Below are 18,579 nucleotides of genomic sequence, written 5' to 3' on the forward strand. Positions count from 1 at the left end.
CAAACGGGTTAGAAAACGGGTGCCGGGGACAATTCCGGCAAAGGATTCTGTCCGAGGTGCTGTGCCCCGTTCGCCGCGGACTCGCGCACCGCGGCGAATCCGTACCGGCGCATTTCCGCCTCGTATTCCCCGATCGCCTCCGGCCGGCCGCTGCTCAGTGCGGCGGCGAGCGCGGCACCGTCGCGCATCGCGGTGTTCGCCCCCGCGCCGGCGGCCGGGCTCATCGCGTGGATCGCGTCGCCGACCAGGCTGATCCGCGACGGCTCCCACGGCCGGATCGGCACGCTGGTTCGGATCGAGACGAGGAATACCGTTTCCGGGACCCAGCTTTCGACGATCCGGCGCACCTTCGGATCCCAGTCCGCGACCCGGTCGAGCACGAGCTTGTGCATCTCGTCGCCGGAGAGCGCGCGGAGTTCGTCGTCGGTCTGCCCGAAGACTTCCGTGCGCGCACCGAAAGCGCAGGTCATGTACGGCTCGTCGGGACTGAGCCGCACCCCCGGCGCGAGCCGCGCGCACGCGTCGGCGATCGGCTCCGGATAGTCGACCGGCGCGACTCCGATCATCGCCTTCTCCGGCCCGGAAATAATGTTGAACACGGAGAACATGGCCGGGTCGAACAACTCCCGGTTCGCCGCGGTGAGCGGGATCTTCCCGTACAGCTGGCGCAATCCGGTGTCGACGACCCGCGCGTGCGGCAGGTATTGGCGGCGCACCGGCGAATTCACGCCGTCCGCGCCGACGAGAACCGCGCCGCGCGCCTGCGTCCCGTCGGCGAAGTGCGCGATGACGCCGCCGTCGCGCTCTTCGTAGCGGACGAACTCTTTGCCGAAATGGACGTTGTCGAGGCCCTCGAACAGAATCTCCCGGAGGGTGAACCGGTTGACGTTGCGCTGGACGTCGCCGTCGTCCAGCACGAACTCGGTGACCGGGGTCAGCCGGCTGTCGTAGATCGTGGTGACGTTGCGCGGCTGCCCCGAGGTGGCCCGGAACAGCTCGTGCAGCTGCGGCGGGAGCACCTGCCGCAACGCCTGGTCACCGCGGGAATCGATGTGCAGCCGGTAGCCCTGCCGTCGCGCGTCCAGCGCGGAATCGCGTTCGTAGACCGCACACGGGATACCGGCTTCGCGCAGCCCCTGGGCGAGGCACAGCCCGCCGAGCCCGGCCCCGATCACGAGCACAGTGTTTTCGGCGTTGTCAGTGTTGCCAGCGTTGCCCGCCATCAGCTAGGTCCCTTCCGTACCAAAGTTCTGGTTCGAGAGGGACGCACTGGGCTGGCCCGCTTACGCTGGGCACTCGGAAACAGAGCGAATGGATCGTCCAGCCTAACCCATACCGGACAATGGTCTTTCGCGCGTCCTGTTCCCTTTCACGTTAGCGCAGCCGCGGACTCCGCCGCCACCTGATTAACGCACCCTTGCCCCTTTCCGCCATACCGCGTGGGTCAACGGGACCCCGGGCCGATAAGCGAGATGCGTGGTGGACGGAGCATCGAGTACGTGCACATCCGCCCGCGCGCCCGGCCGCAGATACCCGACGTCCTCACGCCGGAGCGCCCGCGCCCCGCCGGCCGTCGCCGACCACACGGCCTCGTCCACGGTCATCCGCATCTGCAGCACCGCCGCCGTCACGCAGAACGCCATCGACGTGGTGTACGAACTGCCCGGATTAGCGTTGCTGGCCAACGCGACCGTCGCCCCCGCGTCGAGCAACCGCCGCGCTGGGGCGAGCGACTGCCTCGTCGACAAATCGCACGCGGGCAACACCGTCGCGACCGTGTTGGACGACGCGAGCGCCTCGACGTCCGCGTCGCTCAGGTAGGTGCAGTGGTCGACGCTCGCCGCGTCCAGCCCCACCGCCAGCCGCACGCCCGGCCCTTCGCCGAGCTGATTCCCGTGCACCCGCAACCCAAGCCCGCGTTCCTTCGCCGCCTTGAGCACCCGAGCCGACTGCGCTTCATCAAACGCGCCGGTCTCACAGAACACATCAGCCCACCGCACGTGCGGCGCGACCGCGTCCAGCATCTCGCCGCACACCAAGTCCACATAGGACTCAGCGTCGGCACCCGGCGGCACAAGGTGCGCGCCGAGGAAGGTCACCTCGTCCGCGACCGTGCCCGCGATCCGCGCCGACCGTTCCTCGTCCGCGACAGTGAGCCCGTACCCGGTCTTCGTCTCCAGGCACGTGGTGCCCTGCGCGGCCGCTTCCTCGACATGTCGACGAAGATTCGCCGCCAGCTGATCGTCCGAAGCCGCCCGCGTCGCATCGACGGTGACCGCGATTCCGCCTGCCGCGTATGCCTGTCCGGCCATCCGCGCCTCGAACTCGGCGGTGCGGTCGCCCGCGAACACGAGGTGGGTGTGGCTGTCCACCCACCCGGGCAGCACGGCCCGGCCCTCGACGTCCACGCGCTCGTCGGCGTCCGGGGCCTGTCCGGCCGGACCCGCCCACGCGACGGTCTCGCCGTCGAGCACCAGCGCAGCGTCGCGGAGCTTGCCCAGCTCCGGGTCGTTCGTGGTGAGTTCGCCGATTCCGGTGATCAGAACTGCCACAGCGCCTCGATCTCCTTGGCCAGTAAGGTTTCCGGTCGTTCGATCAGCACGTGCGCGCCGTCGCGCACCACTTCCCGCCCGGCCACCACCACGGTACGGACATCCGCGGCCGCGGCGGCGAACAGCACGCCGGACGGTTCGATCCCGGCCGTGCGCACCGTGTCCATCGCGACCGTGACCAGGTCGGCCCCGGCTCCGGCCGCGATGGTGCCGTTCTCCGGCCAGCCCGCGGAGACGTGCTCGGTGCCGGCGGCGAGCAGTTCGTCCGCGGTGAACCGGCCGCGTTCTTCGCTGGCGAGCCGATCGTCCAGCTCCAGCGCCCGGGTCTCCTCGAACGCGTCGACCACCGCGTTGCTGTCGCTCCCGATGCCCAGCCGCACCCCGGCGTCGAGCAGGCTCCGAGCGGGCCCGATGCCGTCGCCGAGGTCCCGTTCAGTGGTCGGGCAGAAGCACGCGCCGCTCCGGGAATCACCCAGCCACTTGATGTCCTGCTCCGTCAGGTGGGTCGCGTGCACGGCGGTGAGCCGTTCGCCGAGCACGCCGTAATCCCACAGCAGCCCGGTCGGGGTCCAGCGATACGCGGCCTCGCACTGCTCGTTCTCCGCGCGCTGTTCGGACAGATGGATGTGCAACGGCCGGTCCTCCGGCACCGCGTCATCCACCTTCGGCAGCTCGTACTCCGGCACCGCGCGCACCGAGTGGATCGCCCCGCCGACACGGAACTGGTCGTCTTCCTTCATCAGCGCGACGCGTTCCGCCCAGTTTTCCGCGGATCCGTCCGAAAACCGCTGCTGCACCTCGTCCGGCGGCACGCCGATGCCACCCGCGAGATAGCAGGTGTCGAGCAGCGTCATCCGGATCCCGGCGTCCCGCGCGGCCTGCCGCAGCGCGTCGCCCATCGCGTTGGGCGACGCGTACGGAGTGCCGCCCGGCCCGTGGTGCAGGTAGTGGAACTCGGCGACGCTCGTGTAGCCGGCCAGCACCATCTCCGCGTAGACGCCTCTGGCGAGCCGGTAGTACGAGTCCGGGTCAAGCCGGGCGGCGAGCGAGTACATCCGCTCCCGCCACGTCCAGAACGTGCCCCGCTCGTGGTGCGTCCGGCCCCGCAGCGCGCGGTGGAACGCGTGCGAGTGCCCGTTGGCGAACCCGGGCATGGTCAGTCCGTTGAGGACAGTTCCGGTCCTCGCCGTGTTGGCGGCCACCGAGACGATCCGGCCGTCCGCCACCTCGATCCGGACCGCGTCCGCGACCCCGTCGGGCAGCCAGGCCCGTTCGCACCAGTACGTGGTCATCTCGCGAGCCGCTCCAGCACCTCGGCGAGCGCCCGGGCACCGGCCTCGACGTCGTCCGCCTCAGCGAATTCCTCCGGCGCGTGGCTGATCCCGGTCGGATTGCGGACGTACAGCATCCCGGACGGCACGAATCCCGCCAGGATCGCCGCGTCGTGCCCGGCACCGGTGGGCAGCTCGGGCGGAGCGCCCAGCCACTCCCCCAGCGACCGCCGCAGCGACTCGTCGAACACCACGTCGTCGGAATACGACTCACGTGTGACCGCCAGCTCGCACCCCTCCGCCTCAGCAGCCGCCTGCGCCGCGCGAGTGATCTCCTCGACCAGCTCCGGCGTCGACGTGCCCGGAACCCGCGCGTCCAGCCACAGGTCCACAGTGGACGCGATCACGTTCGTCCCGCCCGGCGTGGGCACCAACCGGCCCACCGTCGCGCGCGCGTCCGGCACCGTGCGTGCCAGCCGCCGCACCGCCACCACGGTCTCCGCGGCGGGCAGCATCGGGTCCACCCGGTCCGCGAGCAACGTCGCACCCGCGTGATTGCCTTGCCCGGCAAAGGAGAACCGCCACCGGCCGTGCGCGATCACCGTATTGCCGACCGCCACCGGCGACCCGAGGTCGATCAGCCCCCTGCCCTGCTCGACGTGCAGCTCCAGGAACTGCCCGATCATCCCGAGCCGGTCCGGATCCGCGCCGACCCGGTCCACGTCCAGCCCGGCCTTCGCGGCGGCCTCGGCGAACGTGACGCCGGACGGATCCCGCAACGCCCGGGCCCGGTCCGCGTCGATCGTCCCGGTGAGCAGCCGCGAACCGAGACACGGCACGCCGAAGCGCCCGCCCTCCTCCTCGGCGAACACCACCACCGCAGACGGCTTGACCGGACGGAACCCCTTGGCCTGCAACGCCTCCACCGCCGCCAGCGCGCTCACGACGCCGAGCGGCCCGTCGAACGCGCCGCCGCCCGGCACCGAGTCCAGATGGCTGCCGGTGACGACCGCGTCCGGCCCGGGAGCGCCCCACCACGCCCACAGGTTGCCGTTGCGGTCAGTCTCGACGTCGAGGCTCAGCTGCTGCGCCCGTTCGACGAACCACGTGCGCAGGTCGTGCTCCGGCGAATCGAACGCGTGCCGCGAGTAACCGCCGCGCCGGGCATCCCGCCCGACGTCGGCGATCTCGCCAAGCAGCCCGGACGCCGTCACGCCTGCTCCCGCATCGGCACCCGCACGCCGCGCTCGTCGGCCACCTCGGCCGCGCGGTCGTACCCGGCGTCCACGTGCCGGATGACGCCCATGCCCGGGTCGTTCGTGAGCACCCGCTCCAGCTTCTGCGCGGCCAGCGGCGTGCCGTCCGCGACGCTCACCTGCCCGGCGTGGATGGACCGGCCCATGCCGACCCCGCCGCCGTGGTGGATGGACACCCAGCTCGCCCCGGACGACGTGTTGACCAGCGCGTTGAGCAGCGGCCAGTCGGCGATCGCGTCGGAGCCGTCGGCCATGCCCTCGGTCTCGCGGTACGGCGAGGCGACGCTGCCCGAGTCGAGGTGGTCGCGGCCGATCACAACCGGGGCCTTCAGCTCGCCGCTGGCCACCATCTCGTTGAAGCGCAGGCCGGCCAGGTGCCGTTCGCCGTAGCCGAGCCAGCAGATCCGGGCGGGCAGGCCCTGGAACGCGACGCGCTCGCCAGCCATCTTGATCCAGCGGGCCAGCGATTCGTTCTCCGGGAACAGTTCGAGCATCGCGCGGTCGGTCGCGGCGATGTCCTCGGGGTCGCCGGACAGCGCGGCCCAGCGGAACGGCCCGTTGCCCTCGCAGAACAGCGGCCGGATGTAGGCGGGCACGAAGCCGGGGAAGTCGAACGCACGCTCGCAGCCGCCGAGCTTCGCCTCGCCGCGCAGCGAGTTGCCGTAGTCGAACACCTCGGCGCCGCGGTCGAGGAACCCGAGCATCGCGTCGACGTGGTCGGCCATCGACTCGCGCGCCCGGTCGGTGAACTCGTCCGGCTTCTTGGCCGCGTAGTCCGGCCAGTCGTCCACGCTGATGCCCTTGGGCAGGTAGGACAGCGGGTCGTGCGCCGACGTCTGGTCGGTGACGATGTCCACCTCGACGTCGCGGCGCAACAGCTCCGGCAGCACCTCGGCGGCGTTGCCGACCACGCCGACCGACAGCGGCCGCCGCTCCTTCTTCGCCGCGGTGACCCGCCGGATCGCGTCGTCCAGGTCGTCGGCCACCTCGTCGAGGTACCGGTGCTCGACCCGGCGGTGCGCGCGCTGGGCGTCGACCTCGATGCACAACGCCACGCCGTCGTTCATCGTGACCGCCAGCGGCTGCGCGCCGCCCATGCCGCCGAGCCCGGCGGTGACGGTGAGCGTGCCGCGCAGCGTTCCGCCGAAACGCTTCTTCGCCACCGCGGCGAACGTCTCGTAGGTGCCCTGCAGAATGCCTTGCGTGCCAATGTAAATCCACGACCCCGCGGTCATCTGGCCGTACATGGTGAGGCCCTGCTGCTCCAACCGGCGGAACTCCGGCCAGGTCGCCCAGTCGCCCACCAGGTTCGAGTTCGCGATCAGCACCCGCGGCGCCCACTCGTGCGTGCGGAACACGCCGACCGGTTTGCCGGACTGGACCAGCAGCGTCTCGTCCTGCTCCAGCGCGGTCAGCTCGCGGGTGATCGCGTCGAAGCTCGCCCAGTTGCGCGCGGCACGGCCGGTGCCGCCGTAAACCACCAGATCGTCGGGCCGCTCGGCGACCTCCGGGTCGAGGTTGTTGTGGAACATCCGCAGCGCGGCCTCGGTCTGCCAGTTCTTCGCGGTGAGCGAGGTGCCCCGGGCGGCGCGGACGGTACGGGCGGTGCTTGTCATTGCTCAGGCCTCCAGTTCGGCCGCGGCCAGGACAGCGCCCGACCGCACGAGTTCTTCGGCGGCCGCGATCTCGGGCGCCAGATGACGGTCGGGGCCGGGACCCTCGACCTTGGTGCGCAGCAGGTCCCGGACGCGTCCGGTGACCGGCGAAGGCTGCAGCGGCGCGCGGAAATCGAGCGCGCGAGCCGCGGTGAGCAGTTCGACGGCGAGCACGGTGGTGAGGCCGTCGACCGCCTTGCGCAGCTTGCGCGCGGCGGACCAGCCCATGGACACGTGGTCCTCCTGCATCGCGCTGCTCGGGATCGAGTCCACCGAGGCAGGCACCGCGAGCCGCTTCAGCTCACTGACCACGGCGGCCTGCGTGTACTGCGCGATCATGTGCCCGGAGTCGACGCCGGGGTCGTGCGCGAGAAACGGCGGCAGCCCGTGCGACCGCGCCTGGTCGAGCATCCGGTCAGTGCGGCGCTCGGCGATGCTCGCCACGTCCGCCACCGGCACGGCGAGGAAGTCGAGCACATACGCGACCGGCGCGCCGTGGAAGTTGCCGTTCGACTCGACCCGGCCGTCGGACAGCACCACCGGGTTGTCCACAGCGGACCACAGTTCCCGCTCCGCGACGAGTTCCGCGTGCGTCAACGTGTCCCGCGCGGCCCCGTGCACCTGGGGCGCACACCGCAGCGAGTACGCGTCCTGCACGCGGTTGCAGTCCGGCCCGCGATGGCTTTCCACGATCTTCGACCCCTGCAACGCCGCGAACATCCGCGCCGCGCTGGTCGCCTGCCCCGGGTGCGGCCGGAGCGCCTGCAAGTCAGCGGCAAACGCACGATCCGTCCCCAGCAACGCCTCGACGCTCATCGCCGCAGTAAGGTCCGCGACGTCCAACAGCCGGTGCAGATCAGCCGCGGCGAGCAGCAGCATGCCGAGCATGCCGTCCGTGCCGTTGGTGAGCGCGAGCCCCTCCTTCTCCGCCAGCACGACCGGCGTGATCCCAGCCGCCCGCAACGCGTCAGCGGCCGGCTTCCGCTCACCCGCGTGGAACACCTCGCCCTCACCCATCAACGCCAACGCGACCGCAGCCAGCGGCGCGAGGTCGCCGGAGCAACCGAGCGACCCGTACTCGTGCACGACCGGGGTGATATCCGCGTTGAGCAGGGCCGCAAGCGTTTGCGCCGTCTGCGGTCGCACCCCCGTATAGCCGCTGGCCAACGTGCGCAGCCGCAGCAGCATCAACGCGCGCACCACCTCCGGCTCCACCGCAGGCCCAGCACCCGCGGCGTGCGAGCGAATCAGGCTGCGCTGCAGCGCGGTGCGGCTCTCGACCGGGATGTGGCGCGTGGCGAGCGCGCCGAACCCGGTCGAGACCCCGTAAGTCGGCGACGTGGCGTCGGCGAGGTCTTCGATGTGCTGGCGAGTGGCGGCGAGGTTCTTCTCGACCGCCTCGGCGAGCCCGACGTGCGCGTGCCCGCGGACGACGTCGACAACCTGCGCCGCGGTCATCGGCTTCGCACTCAGGAGGACTGGTTCCGGCATGCCGCCATTGCACCTCCCAGCGGCCCGCGGCGACAGGGCGGAGTTCGGGGTAGTGTCTGGCATCCAAGACAATACGTGGCGAGAGCCTCGGTTACCGGAGCGAAGGGACCCCTCATACTCCGTCCGGGCGGACCGATGGGTCCCCTCGCACCATCCGAGAGGACGTGACCCCGTTGAGCAGCTCCGACGTGCCAGCCCTGCGCAACGGCCTCTCCGTCCTGCGCCTGCTAGCCGGCCACGCCGGCCCAGTCTCCGCCGCCGCCATCGCCCGCGACCTGGACCTCCCCCGCTCCACGACCTACCACCTGCTGAACGAACTAACCGCCGCCGGCTTCGTCACCCACCTACCCTCCGAACGCCGCTACGGCCTAGGCATCGCCGCCTTCGAACTAGGCTCGGCCTACCTGCGCCACGACCCCCTGGAGCGCCTAGCCGGCCCCCTGCTGCGCAAACTCGTCGACCGCATCGGCCACACCGCACACCTAGGCGTCCTGCACGGAAACGAATCCCTGTACCTGATCAAGGAACGCCCCACCCGCCCGGAAACGCTGGTCACCGACGTCGGCGTCCGCCTGCCAGCCCACCTGACCGCCTCCGGCCGCGCGATGCTGCAACACCTGCCCGCCGCACACGTCCGAGCCCTGTTCCCCGCCGCGACGTCCTTCGTCCTACGCACCCCGCGCGGCCCCAACTCCCTAGCCGCCCTACGCCGAACCTTGGCCACCGAACGCCGCCTAGGCTGGTCGGTCGAAGACGGCCACGTAACAACCGGTTTCGCCTCCGTCGCCGCCCCGGTCTTCGACCACGGCTCCCGCCCGATGGCCGCGATCAGCGTGACGCTCCGCCACCTCTGCCCAGAGGACGGCCCGTGCGAAGAAACGTTCCCCGACTTGGCCGAGGCTGTCGCCGCGACGGCTGCCACCCTCACGACCCACATCGGCGGCACTCGGCCGGAATGAGACCACGCCACATCACAGCACTCGTCGTCACAACGTCGATGCCGACGGCACACGGCCAGCAATTCGCCAACTGGCCAATCCGACATCCATCAGACTTCCGCGCACTACGCCGACATACCGACGAAGGCCCGCTCCGCCCCGCAACCCGCGTTCCCAACACTGAAGGCAACAGACCCACCCAACGCGACCACCACGACGGGGGTCCAGGGGGCGCAGCCCCCTGGCGGGGGTTTGGGGGTCCGACCCCCAAAGCCAGATACGAAGAAGAGCCCTGGCCCCCGCGTCAGCGTGGGGCAGGGCTCTCCCGCGAATCGAGTGGAGGTGCCGGGAATTGAACCCGGGTCCTCTAGCGCCTCCTCAAGGCTTCTCCGTGCGCAGTCCGCTGTGTCTCTGCTTGGCCCCTTCAGTCACGCGAACAAGCTGAAGTGACGAGCCCAGCCACTGTTTGCTTCCCTGCCAGGCCCCGTGGCCGGGACTGGTGGTAAGCCTCCTAGCTGATGCCGGCGACCGGGTCGGAGGCGACCCCGGGCCGACAGACTTGCTCTACTGCGATCAGGCAGCGAGAGCGAAGTCGCGCTGGCTATTGGCCTTGGCGCTTATTAGGTTGCGATGACGCTTGCGGTGGTCTCTCGCCTGCACCGGCACGCTTCCCTTGATTCAACGTCCAGAGTCGAAACCGTTCACCCCCTTGCAGGTGCTCGTAACCTACCCATCATAACCCGAGCGGCAACCCGATAATTCCGGCATGGGCCAGCGGCTGGGGTAGGGCTGTCCCCACCTCCAAGATGCCCGCTCGCCCCCTGGTTGCCCGGCACCGGTCCGGCCATGCTGAGCAGGTCAGTTTCCGCAGTGAGGGAGCCCCGCCATGGTCACCGTGCCCGCCGGTCGCAGTCTTGGGCGCCGCACTCCGCCGTTGGGCGGGGCGCTGGCGTATCTCCTGCTCAACCTGCCCATCGGCATCCTCTCGTTCACGCTCATCGTGACCCTGGCGTCGGCCGGGTTCGGGACGATCGTCGTGTGGCTGGGCGTTCCGCTGCTCGGCCTGCTGGTCCTGTTCGCGCGGGCCGCGGGGCGGGTCGAGCGGGGGCGGGTGTTCGCGCTGCTCGACGTGTATCTCGACGATCCGTATCTGCCGTTGCCGCCGTCCGGGCTGAAGCAGCGCTGGCTGGCGCGGCTGAAGGACCCGGCGACCTGGCGCGACCTGGCCTACCTGTTCCTCCTCTTCCCGCTCGGGCTGGTGGAGTTCGTGCTGGTCGTGACGGTCTGGGCGGTCAGCCTGGGGCTGGTCGCGCTGCCGGTCTACTACCGCTTCCTTCCGGACGGCGTCTACGCCTTCCCGAGCTACGATGTGCAGTGGTTCGTCGTCGACTCGACGGTGACCGCGCTGCCCTGGGCGGCGCTGGGGGTCCTGCTCGCCGCGGTCGCCGTGGCCCTGACCAAGGGGCTGGCCGCGCTGCACGCGGCGGTCGCGGCCGGGCTGCTGCGGCCGACGGTCGCCCAGCGGCGTCGCATGGAGCGCTCGTGGAACGAGATCGACGGGATCACGGTGGCCGGATGACTTCGCAAGACCCGCCTCCGGAGCACCCGCGCCCGCATCCGGCTCGCACGATCGCGTACATGATCCCGTCGTTCGTGCTGCGGCTGCTTCAGTTCATCCTCATCGTGGTCGGCGGGACCGTCGGCACGGCGACGCTCATCATCTGGATCGGCTTCCCGATCCTGCTCGCGGTCACCGGGTTCATCCGCTGGTCCGGCGACCTCGAACGCCGGTGGGCCCGCCGGATGCTCGGCACCCCGCTGGTGCCGGTCGAGCGGCTGTCGCTGGACGGGCAGTCGCTGACCCGGCGCTGGCTGACCCGGCTGTCCGACCCGACGACCTGGCGCGATCTGGCCTACCTGATGGTCGCGTTCCCGCTGTCGATCGTGGAGCTGCCGATCGCGCTCGCGTCGATCATCCTGCTGCCGATGGCGATCTGGGTGACGCCGTGGCTGGGCTGGCTGCACGGGAACCTGGCGCTGTCGATGCTCGGCCCGAACCGCACGAAGAAGCTCGAAAAGAAGGCCGAGCACCTGCAGGCGTCGCGGGCCCGGGGCGTGGACGCCGCGGAGGCCGAGCGCCGCCGGATCGAGCGCGACCTGCACGACGGCGCCCAGCAGCGGCTCGTGGCCGTCGCGATGAGCCTCGGCCGGGCGAAGTCGAAGTTCGACAACGACCCGAACGCGGTGCGCGACCTGATCGACGAGGCGCATTCGGACGCCAAGCTCGCCGTTTCCGAGCTGCGCGACCTGGCCCGGGGCATCTACCCCGCCGTGCTGGGCGACCGCGGTCTCGACGCGGCGCTGTCCGCGCAGGCCGCGAAGTCGCCGATCCCGGTGGACGTGCACGTCGACGTCGAGCCCCGGCCGCCGGCCGCGGTCGAGACCACGGCGTACTTCATCGTCGGCGAGACGCTGACCAACATCGCCAAGCACTCCGGCGCGACCGAGGCGACGGTGAAGGTGTGGCGCTCGGAAACGCACGTCATCACCGAGATCACCGACAACGGCCACGGCGGCGCCGAGGTTCGCCCTGGCGGCGGGCTCGCCGGGCTGGCCGACCGGGCGGCGACCATCGACGGCGTGATCACCGTGGTGAGCCCGGTCGGCGGGCCGACGGTCATCAGAGCGGACCTGCCGTGTCAATGGTGACCCGTTCGTGAGTGAATAGCCTCCGGGAGCTTTTCACTCACGGACCTGGGGGCCTTGATGCGGGTAGTGATCGCCGAAGACGCCGTGCTGCTGCGGGCGGGGGTCACCCGGTTGCTCGCCGACGAGGGCATCGAGACCGTAGCCGCGGTCGACAACGGCGACGATCTGCTCGGGGCCATCACCGAACACCGCCCTGACCTGGCGATTGTCGACGTCCGGATGCCGCCGACGTTCACCGACGAGGGCCTGCGCGCGGCACTCGCGGCCCGCAAGGAGATCGCCGGCCTGCCGGTGCTCGTGCTGTCCCAGTACGTCGAGGAAAGCTACGCGGTGGAGCTGCTGTCCGGCGGCGCGGGCGGCGTCGGTTACCTGCTGAAAGAGCGCGTCGCCGACGTGGACGAGTTCCTGGACGCGGTCCGCCGCGTCGCGGACGGCGGCACCGCCATCGACCCCGACGTCATCGCCCAGCTGATGGCCCGCGGCCGCCGCAACCCGCTCGATTCGCTCACCGCGCGCGAATCCGAAGTGCTCGGCCTGATGGCACAGGGGCTGTCCAACAACGCCATCGCGAACTCGCTGGTGGTGTCGCACGGGGCGGTCGAAAAGCACATCGGCAACATCTTCGCGAAGCTCGGTCTCGAAGCCAGTTCCGAGGAACATCGCCGGGTGCGCGCGGTGCTGACCTATCTCGGCCGCTGAATACCCTCACTCGAACTGACGGCAGCCTCGCCCGCCGTCTCTCGCCTACCATGGGCTGATGCCCGAACCGAGCGAGGAGAGTCCGATGCCCGACCGCAGCGTCCGCTTCTTCGGCGGCCCGCTCGACGGCCGGGTGCAGGAACTCGCCGACGAAGAACCGGTTCCGGGCACCGTCGTGCGCCACATCCACCTGCACGGCGGGCCGAAAATCGAGACGCGGTACGAACTCGGCCTCACCGAGGACGGCTGGGCGTACCGGGTGCAGGCGCACGAGTCCGAGCCGGAACCGGACACGCTCTCCTAGCCAGGTAGGGCAGACCCCACCTCGCACCCCCTGCTGACCCGAACCCGGTTTCGGTGGTCAGCACCGCTGTTTCCGCGCCCGGAAACCGACAGGCTCTTCAGCATGACGACGAGCCAGCTGCAGACCCGCGGCACAAGGGCAACCCGGGACAAGTTCCTCGACGTGGTGCGAGCCGGAGCGATCCTCGCGGTGGTCGCGCAGCACTGGACGATGCCGGTGCTTTCCTTCTCCGGCAACACTCTTGCCACCGGCAACGCCCTCGCGACCCCCGGCTGGTGGATCATCACCTGGGCCTCGCAAGTCATGCCCCTCGTCTTCTTCGCCGGAGGTGCCGCGAACCTGATCTCCTTGCGCCGCGCGGAATCCACCCGGGCCTGGTTCGCCGGCCGCGTGCGCCGGCTGCTCGTTCCCGTGCTGCCGCTGATGGCGGTGTGGCTCGTCGTGCCGGATCTGTTGCACGGCATGGGCGTTCCCCCGCAACCTGTCCAGGTCGCAAGCGCGATCGCCGCGCAGCTGCTGTGGTTCCTCTCGGTCTACCTGCTCACCGTGCTGCTCACGCCGCTGATGGTCGCCGCACACCGGCGCTGGGGTCTCGCGGTGCCGGCGGTACTGGCCGGTCTCGGCGTTCTCGTTGACGTGGCACGGTTTTCCGACCTCGGCATGATCGGGTACGCCAACGCTGTCATCGTCTGGGTCGCGGTCCACCAGCTCGGTTTCCACTACGTCGAAGGCCGCCTCGGCTCGCTCAGCCGCCGCGCCGCGCTCGCCGTTTCCGCCGCCGGATTCGGGGTGACGGCACTGCTGGTCGCGTTCGGCCCGTACCCGGCGAGCATGATCGGCATGCCGGGCGCGCCGGTGTCCAACATGAGCCCGCCCACCGTCCTGCTGCTGTTCCTCGCGCTCGGCCAGATCGGGTTCCTGCTGGCGTTCCGCGAGAAGCTCGTCTCGCTCCCCCGCGTCACGGCGGCGCTCAGCTGGCTCAGCCCGCGGTTCATGTCGGTCTACCTGTGGCACATGCCGGCGCTGGTCATCGTTTCCGGCGTGACTGTGTTCGGCCTCGGCTACTCGACGCCGGCCCCGGGTTCGTCCATGTGGTTCCTGATGGCGCCCGCCTGGTTCGCCGTGTGCGGCGCGGTGCTGCTGGGCCTGCTGCGGCTCTTCGAGCGCTTCGAGATGCAGCCGGACGGCGTGGTCGTCACCGCACGGACGCCGCAGCTGGTGCTGGCGGGCCTGCTCGCCTCCGGCGGTCTCCTCGGCCTGGCCGCGCACGGGTTCGCGCCGCTGAGCGAAGGGCTGCTGAACGGCCCGCTGCCGTGGGTGGCGCTGGTCGCGGCCGGGTTCACGCTGGCCGGACGTCAGGTGGCGCTGCCGAGGAGCCAGGCCCTCGTGGCGGTCAAACGCTGAGCAGCTTGGCGGGCGTGTCGTGCAGCACCGCCCGCAGGAACGGCTCGCCAAGGCGATCGTCGGCCGCCCAGCCGGCGATCGCCCGCAGCTGTGTGGCGTAGGAGTACGGAATGTTCGGGAAGTCGGTGCCGAGCACCACGCGGTCGGCCACCTCGGCCAGCCGGACCGTCCAGTCCGGCGGCAGCGGCGACATCGCCTCCGAGAACGGCACGCCGACCATGGTGGTGTCCAGGTGCACCCGTGGGTACCGGGCCATCAGCTCGAACGCGGTGGTGAACTGGGGCATCGCCGCGTGCGCGAGGACGGCGGTGAGCCGCGGATGCCGCCGCAGGACTTCCTCGAACACCTCGAGCCCGGTGAAGTCGCCGCGCAGCGGACCGTGTCCACAGTGGATCACCACCGGAACGCCCGCCTCGGACAGCGAGCCCCACACCTGGTCGAGCAGCGCGTCGCGCGGGTCGTACGCGCCCACTTGCACGTGCGCCTTGAAACACCGGGCTCCCGCGCGCAGCGCACTGTCCACTGAGGACGCCGCGCCCGGCTCCGGGTAGAACGTGCCGGTGGGCACCGCTTCCGGCACCTGCTCGGCGAACTCCAGCACCCACGAGGTGAGCCACTCGGCCATGCCCGGCTTGTGCGGGTACACCAGCGGCGCGAAGGCCTTCACGCCCAGCGCGCGCAGCGTTTCGACCCGCTCCGGTTCCGGCGTGCGGTACTGGATCGGCCACGGCGTGCCGTAATGCTGCTCGGCGCGGTCGAAGTACGCCCACACCTTGTCCAGGACGGGCTTCGGCAGGAAGTGGACGTGCAGGTCCACGATCCCGTCGAGGCCGAGCCCGGCGATCCAGCCCGGGACGTCGGCGTCGGTGGCCGGCCCCGCCGTCACTCCGTGAACCGGCCCTTCAACGCCCGCCCCATCGCGCGGCTGATGTCCTTCTGCGCGTCCCGCTTCGCCAGCGACTGCCGCTTGTCGTAGGCCTTCTTGCCCCTGGCCAGCGCGATCTCGACCTTGACCTTGCCGTCCTTGAAGTACATCGACAGCGGCACCAGCGACAGGCCGCTTTCCTTGGTCTTGCCGATGAGCCGTTCGATCTCGCGCCGGTGCAGCAGCAGCTTCCGCGTGCGCCGCGGCATGTGATTGGTCCAGGTGCCCTGGGTGTACTCCGGGATGTGCACGTTGCGCAGCCACACCTCGCCGTCGTCCACCGTCGCGAACGCGTCCACAAGCGACGCTTTGCCGGCCCGCAGGCTCTTCACCTCGGTGCCCTGCAGCACCATCCCGGCCTCGTAGGTGTCCAGGATGGAGTAGTCGTGCCGAGCCTTGCGGTTCGACGCGATGACCTTCTGTCCACGTTCCTTGGGCATACCGACCACTTTACGTGAGGGGTCCGACAGCGAGCAGCCGATTTCCCGCCGGCTAGTGCCGCACGTACAGCCGCAGCGTGACGTACCCGGTGATCGCCGAGATCACGATCGACACCGCCAGCAGGATCGGCGCGACCGGGAACAGCACCTCGAGCGTGGTGATCTGCGGGAACACTTCGCCGGTGAAGACCGTGTCGAGGAAGGACAGCTTCGTCAGAAGCAGGAACACCACCCCGAGCACGGCGCCGACCGTGCCGGCGACCACCGCCTCCAGGAGGAACGGCAGCTGGGTATACCACCGTGTCGCGCCCACCAGGCGCATGATGCCGACTTCCGTCCGCCTCGTGAACGCCGAGACCTGGATGGTGTTCGCGATCAGCAGGAGCGCGGCCACGGCCATGATGAGCGCCATCACGAACGCGATGTTCCGGACGCCGTTGAAGACGTTGAACACGCGGTCGAGGAACTTCTTCTGGTCGTCGACCTTCTTGACGCCGGGCTGGCCGGTGTACTGCTTGATGATCGCGTCGGACCGGTCCGGGTCCTTCAGCTTCACCTGCAGCGACGCGGGCAGCGCCTCCGGGCCGGTCAGCTCGAGCAGTTCGGGCTGGCTCGCGAAGATCTTCTTGAACCGGTCGTAGGCCTGGTCGCGGTTCTCGTAGACGACCGACTCGACACCGGGGTTGTTCTGCAGCGACTGGCGGAGCCCGGTGCAGAGCGCCTGCGTGCAGTTCTTGTCGTTCGCGCTCACGTCGTCGACAAGCGCGACCGAAACTTCGACTTCGGCGAGGAAGTTCGCCTTCATCTTGTCGATCGTGCGCACGGCGAGCAGGCCGCCGCCGAGCATCGCGAGCGAGACCGCGGTGGTGAGGATCATCGCGATGGTCATCGTGACGTTCCGGCGCAAACCGGTGACGACCTCGCTGAAGACGAAACTGGCACGCATCGCTCTCGTGATTCCTTGGTTCGGGGCGGGAAAGGGCGGGGGCGGAGGGCGTCAGCGGCCGATGCCGTAGACGCCCCTGGCGTCGTCGCGGATCACGCGACCGAGCTGCAGCTCGACGACGCGGCGCCGCATCGAGTCCACGATGGAATGGTCGTGCGTGGCCATCAGCACGGTGGTGCCGGTGCGGTTGATCCGCTCCAGCAGCAGCATGATGTCCTGGCTGGTGTCCGGGTCGAGGTTCCCGGTGGGCTCGTCGGCCAGCAGCACGAGCGGGCGGTTCACGAACGCGCGGGCGATCGCGACGCGCTGCTGCTCGCCGCCGGACAGCTCGTTGGGCAGCCGGTCGGCCTTGCCGTCGAGGCCGACGAGTTCGAGCACCTCGGGCACGACCTTGCGGATCGTGGGCCGCGGTTTGCCGATGACCTCGAGCGCGAACGCGACGTTCTCCGCGACGGTCTTGTTGGCCAGCAGCCGGAAGTCCTGGAACACGCAGCCGATGGTCTGGCGCAGGCGGGGGACCCTGCGCCGGGCGAGCTTGGCGACGTCGAAGTTCGACACCATGACCCGTCCCTTGGAGGGCACCTCTTCCCGCAGCAGCAGCCGCAGGAACGTCGACTTCCCGGAACCGGACGGGCCGATGAGGAAGACGAACTCACCCTTGTCGATCTCGACCGACACCCGTTCGAGGGCGGGACGGGTCGAGGTCTTGTAGACCTTGGAAACCTCTTCGAGCCGGATCACGGTTCGGCATCCTACCCATGGGCCCCGTTAAGCCCGGGTTGCCGGTGCCCCGGGTGACCCGCGCCGCATCCGGCGCGGGCCGCCGCCGGGGGCGGCTCAGACCGCGTTCGTCTGCTTCCGCCAGCGGATCCCGGCCTCCAGGAAGCCGTCGATGTCGCCGTCGAGGACCCCGGACGGGTTGCCGACCTCGAACTCGGTGCGCAGGTCCTTCACCATCTGGTACGGGTGCAGCACGTAGGAGCGCATCTGGTTGCCCCAGCTGGAGCCGCCGTCCTTGAGCGCGTCCATTTCGGCGCGTTCCTCCTCCTTTTTCCGCTGCAGCAGGCGCGCCTGGAGGACCTTCATCGCGGCCGCCTTGTTCTGCAGCTGCGATTTCTCGTTCTGGCAGGAGACGACGATGCCGGTCGGGATGTGGGTGAGGCGGACCGCGGAGTCGGTGGTGTTGACGCTCTGCCCGCCGGGGCCGGACGAGCGGTACACGTCGACGCGGATGTCCTTTTCCGGGATGTCGACGTGGTCGACTTCCTCGACCTCGGGCAGCACCTCGACGTGCGCGAACGACGTCTGCCGCCGGCTCTGGTTGTCGAACGGCGAGATCCGCACGAGGCGGTGGGTGCCCTGCTCGACGGAGAGGGTGCCGTAGACGTACGGGGCGGTCACCTTGAAGGTGGCGGACTTGATGCCCGCTTCCTCGGCGTAGGAGATGTCGAAGACGTCCGTGGGGTAGCCGTGGCGTTCGGCCCACCGCAGGTACATCCGCAGCAGCATCTCGGCGAAGTCGGCCGCGTCGACGCCGCCCGCCTCGGAGCGGATGTTGACGACGGCGTTGCGCTCGTCGTACTCGCCGGACAGCAGGGTGCGGACCTCGAGCGCGTCGATGTCCTTCCCGAGGTCGGCGAGGTCGCCCTCGGCCTCGGTCATGCTGCCGCTGTCGCCCTCGTCGGCGGCGAGTTCGTACAGGACGCCCAGGTCGTCGAGGCGCTGGCGCAGTTCGGAGACGCGGCGCAGCTCGGCCTGCCGGTGGGACAGCTGGCTGGTGACCTTCTGGGCTTCCTCCACGTTGTCCCAGAGGGTGGGGCTGGACGCCTGCTCCTCGAGTTCGGCGACCTGCGCCCGCAGCGCGTCGAGGTCCATCACCGACTCGATCTGGGTCAGCTTGCCGGTCAGGTCCTTCAGTGCCGCATCGAACTCATCGCTCACGTCGGACAAGGTTACGGCAAAACCCACGACCGGTCGCGAACCGGTCGT

At 70.0% G+C, this 18,579-nt stretch carries 17 protein-coding genes and 1 other RNA gene; 6 read left to right on the forward strand and 12 right to left on the reverse strand.

The features are described 5' to 3' along the window. Window positions 1-8 precede the first annotated feature (8 nt). The 6 genes from ACFSVL_RS11410 to hutH all read right to left on the reverse strand — a co-directional run bounded on the left by ACFSVL_RS11410 (window position 9) and on the right by hutH (window position 8,225). Window positions 9-1,223: an FAD-dependent oxidoreductase gene (locus ACFSVL_RS11410; RefSeq protein ID WP_378303235.1), complete on the reverse strand. Its 1,215-nt coding sequence runs from the start codon at window positions 1,221-1,223 to the stop codon at window positions 9-11. Between the two features lie 183 nt (window positions 1,224-1,406). After that, window positions 1,407-2,552: an imidazolonepropionase gene (hutI, locus tag ACFSVL_RS11415; protein WP_378303237.1), complete on the reverse strand. Its 1,146-nt coding sequence runs from the start codon at window positions 2,550-2,552 to the stop codon at window positions 1,407-1,409. After that, window positions 2,540-3,844, reverse strand: coding sequence for a formimidoylglutamate deiminase (locus ACFSVL_RS11420; RefSeq protein ID WP_378303239.1), 1,305 nt, complete (start codon window positions 3,842-3,844; stop codon window positions 2,540-2,542). The genes hutI and ACFSVL_RS11420 overlap by 13 nt, the downstream gene beginning before the upstream one ends. Beyond that, a complete protein-coding gene (locus ACFSVL_RS11425) occupies window positions 3,841-5,037 on the reverse strand; it encodes an allantoate amidohydrolase (RefSeq protein ID WP_378303241.1) in 1,197 nt (398 codons plus the stop codon). Before ACFSVL_RS11425 ends, ACFSVL_RS11420 begins: the two co-directional genes overlap by 4 nt. Further along, the gene (gene hutU / locus ACFSVL_RS11430; RefSeq protein WP_378303243.1) at window positions 5,034-6,695 is read right to left on the reverse strand and encodes a urocanate hydratase; all 1,662 of its coding nucleotides are present in this window, start codon (window positions 6,693-6,695) and stop codon (window positions 5,034-5,036) included. Before hutU ends, ACFSVL_RS11425 begins: the two co-directional genes overlap by 4 nt. Before the next feature lie 3 nt (window positions 6,696-6,698). Continuing rightward, complete coding sequence (gene hutH, locus ACFSVL_RS11435; RefSeq protein WP_378303245.1) at window positions 6,699-8,225, reverse strand: histidine ammonia-lyase; 1,527 nt, start codon at window positions 8,223-8,225, stop codon at window positions 6,699-6,701. A gap of 173 nt (window positions 8,226-8,398) precedes the next feature. Between hutH and ACFSVL_RS11440 the strand changes: the two genes are divergently transcribed. Beyond that, the gene (locus ACFSVL_RS11440) at window positions 8,399-9,184 is read left to right on the forward strand and encodes an IclR family transcriptional regulator (RefSeq protein ID WP_378303247.1); all 786 of its coding nucleotides are present in this window, start codon (window positions 8,399-8,401) and stop codon (window positions 9,182-9,184) included. Window positions 9,185-9,497: 313 nt separating this feature from the next. Here the strand turns inward: ACFSVL_RS11440 and ssrA are convergent. After that, window positions 9,498-9,872, reverse strand: a transfer-messenger RNA (tmRNA) gene (ssrA, locus tag ACFSVL_RS11445). A 177-nt stretch (window positions 9,873-10,049) separates the two neighbouring features. On the opposite strand from ssrA, the gene ACFSVL_RS11450 reads away from it, so the two are divergent. The 5 genes from ACFSVL_RS11450 (at window position 10,050) to ACFSVL_RS11470 (ending at window position 14,279) form a co-directional block, all read left to right on the forward strand. Then, on the forward strand, window positions 10,050-10,742 hold the full coding sequence (locus ACFSVL_RS11450) for a sensor domain-containing protein (RefSeq protein ID WP_378303249.1): 693 nt from the start codon (window positions 10,050-10,052) through the stop codon (window positions 10,740-10,742). After that, entirely contained in the window at window positions 10,739-11,872 is a 1,134-nt protein-coding gene (locus ACFSVL_RS11455) for a sensor histidine kinase (protein WP_378303251.1), read from the forward strand. The genes ACFSVL_RS11450 and ACFSVL_RS11455 overlap by 4 nt, the downstream gene beginning before the upstream one ends. Window positions 11,873-11,929: 57 nt before the next feature. Then, on the forward strand, window positions 11,930-12,571 hold the full coding sequence (locus ACFSVL_RS11460; protein WP_344268895.1) for a response regulator transcription factor: 642 nt from the start codon (window positions 11,930-11,932) through the stop codon (window positions 12,569-12,571). Window positions 12,572-12,656: 85 nt separating this feature from the next. Continuing rightward, a complete protein-coding gene (locus ACFSVL_RS11465) occupies window positions 12,657-12,875 on the forward strand; it encodes a hypothetical protein (protein ID WP_378303404.1) in 219 nt (72 codons plus the stop codon). 102 nt (window positions 12,876-12,977) lie between these two features. Continuing rightward, window positions 12,978-14,279 carry an acyltransferase family protein gene (locus ACFSVL_RS11470; RefSeq protein WP_378303253.1) on the forward strand — a complete coding sequence of 434 codons (1,302 nt, stop codon included), beginning with the start codon at window positions 12,978-12,980 and terminating at the stop codon, window positions 14,277-14,279. Here ACFSVL_RS11470 and ACFSVL_RS11475 read toward each other — a convergent pair. The 5 genes from ACFSVL_RS11475 to prfB all read right to left on the reverse strand — a co-directional run bounded on the left by ACFSVL_RS11475 (window position 14,269) and on the right by prfB (window position 18,531). After that, complete coding sequence (locus tag ACFSVL_RS11475; protein ID WP_378303254.1) at window positions 14,269-15,165, reverse strand: amidohydrolase family protein; 897 nt, start codon at window positions 15,163-15,165, stop codon at window positions 14,269-14,271. The genes ACFSVL_RS11470 and ACFSVL_RS11475 overlap by 11 nt on opposite strands. Then, entirely contained in the window at window positions 15,162-15,644 is a 483-nt protein-coding gene (smpB, locus tag ACFSVL_RS11480; protein ID WP_067593092.1) for an SsrA-binding protein SmpB, read from the reverse strand. The genes ACFSVL_RS11475 and smpB overlap by 4 nt, the downstream gene beginning before the upstream one ends. Before the next feature lie 52 nt (window positions 15,645-15,696). Then, window positions 15,697-16,590 carry a permease-like cell division protein FtsX gene (ftsX, locus tag ACFSVL_RS11485; RefSeq protein WP_378303256.1) on the reverse strand — a complete coding sequence of 298 codons (894 nt, stop codon included), beginning with the start codon at window positions 16,588-16,590 and terminating at the stop codon, window positions 15,697-15,699. A gap of 51 nt (window positions 16,591-16,641) precedes the next feature. Further along, window positions 16,642-17,331 carry a cell division ATP-binding protein FtsE gene (gene ftsE, locus ACFSVL_RS11490; protein WP_009073292.1) on the reverse strand — a complete coding sequence of 230 codons (690 nt, stop codon included), beginning with the start codon at window positions 17,329-17,331 and terminating at the stop codon, window positions 16,642-16,644. A gap of 96 nt (window positions 17,332-17,427) precedes the next feature. Next, complete coding sequence (gene prfB / locus ACFSVL_RS11495; protein WP_378303258.1) at window positions 17,428-18,531, reverse strand: peptide chain release factor 2; 1,104 nt, start codon at window positions 18,529-18,531, stop codon at window positions 17,428-17,430. Window positions 18,532-18,579: the final 48 nt, after the last annotated feature.

It is taken from the genome of Amycolatopsis silviterrae, from assembly GCF_042684085.1.
In the GTDB taxonomy this organism is placed as follows: Bacteria; Actinomycetota; Actinomycetes; order Mycobacteriales; family Pseudonocardiaceae; genus Amycolatopsis; species Amycolatopsis silviterrae.

Coding starts and splice junctions, on each gene's coding strand:
- ACFSVL_RS11450 (WP_378303249.1), top strand. CDS start 10,050: ATGGTCACCGTGCCCGCCGGTCGCAGTCTTGGGCGCCGCACTCCGCCG.
- hutU (WP_378303243.1), bottom strand. CDS start 6,695: ATGACAAGCACCGCCCGTACCGTCCGCGCCGCCCGGGGCACCTCGCTC.
- ACFSVL_RS11455 (WP_378303251.1), top strand. CDS start 10,739: ATGACTTCGCAAGACCCGCCTCCGGAGCACCCGCGCCCGCATCCGGCT.
- smpB (WP_067593092.1), bottom strand. CDS start 15,644: ATGCCCAAGGAACGTGGACAGAAGGTCATCGCGTCGAACCGCAAGGCT.
- ACFSVL_RS11410 (WP_378303235.1), bottom strand. CDS start 1,223: ATGGCGGGCAACGCTGGCAACACTGACAACGCCGAAAACACTGTGCTC.
- ACFSVL_RS11420 (WP_378303239.1), bottom strand. CDS start 3,844: ATGACCACGTACTGGTGCGAACGGGCCTGGCTGCCCGACGGGGTCGCG.
- hutH (WP_378303245.1), bottom strand. CDS start 8,225: ATGCCGGAACCAGTCCTCCTGAGTGCGAAGCCGATGACCGCGGCGCAG.
- ACFSVL_RS11465 (WP_378303404.1), top strand. CDS start 12,657: ATGCCCGACCGCAGCGTCCGCTTCTTCGGCGGCCCGCTCGACGGCCGG.
- ACFSVL_RS11460 (WP_344268895.1), top strand. CDS start 11,930: ATGCGGGTAGTGATCGCCGAAGACGCCGTGCTGCTGCGGGCGGGGGTC.
- ftsX (WP_378303256.1), bottom strand. CDS start 16,590: ATGCGTGCCAGTTTCGTCTTCAGCGAGGTCGTCACCGGTTTGCGCCGG.
- ACFSVL_RS11470 (WP_378303253.1), top strand. CDS start 12,978: ATGACGACGAGCCAGCTGCAGACCCGCGGCACAAGGGCAACCCGGGAC.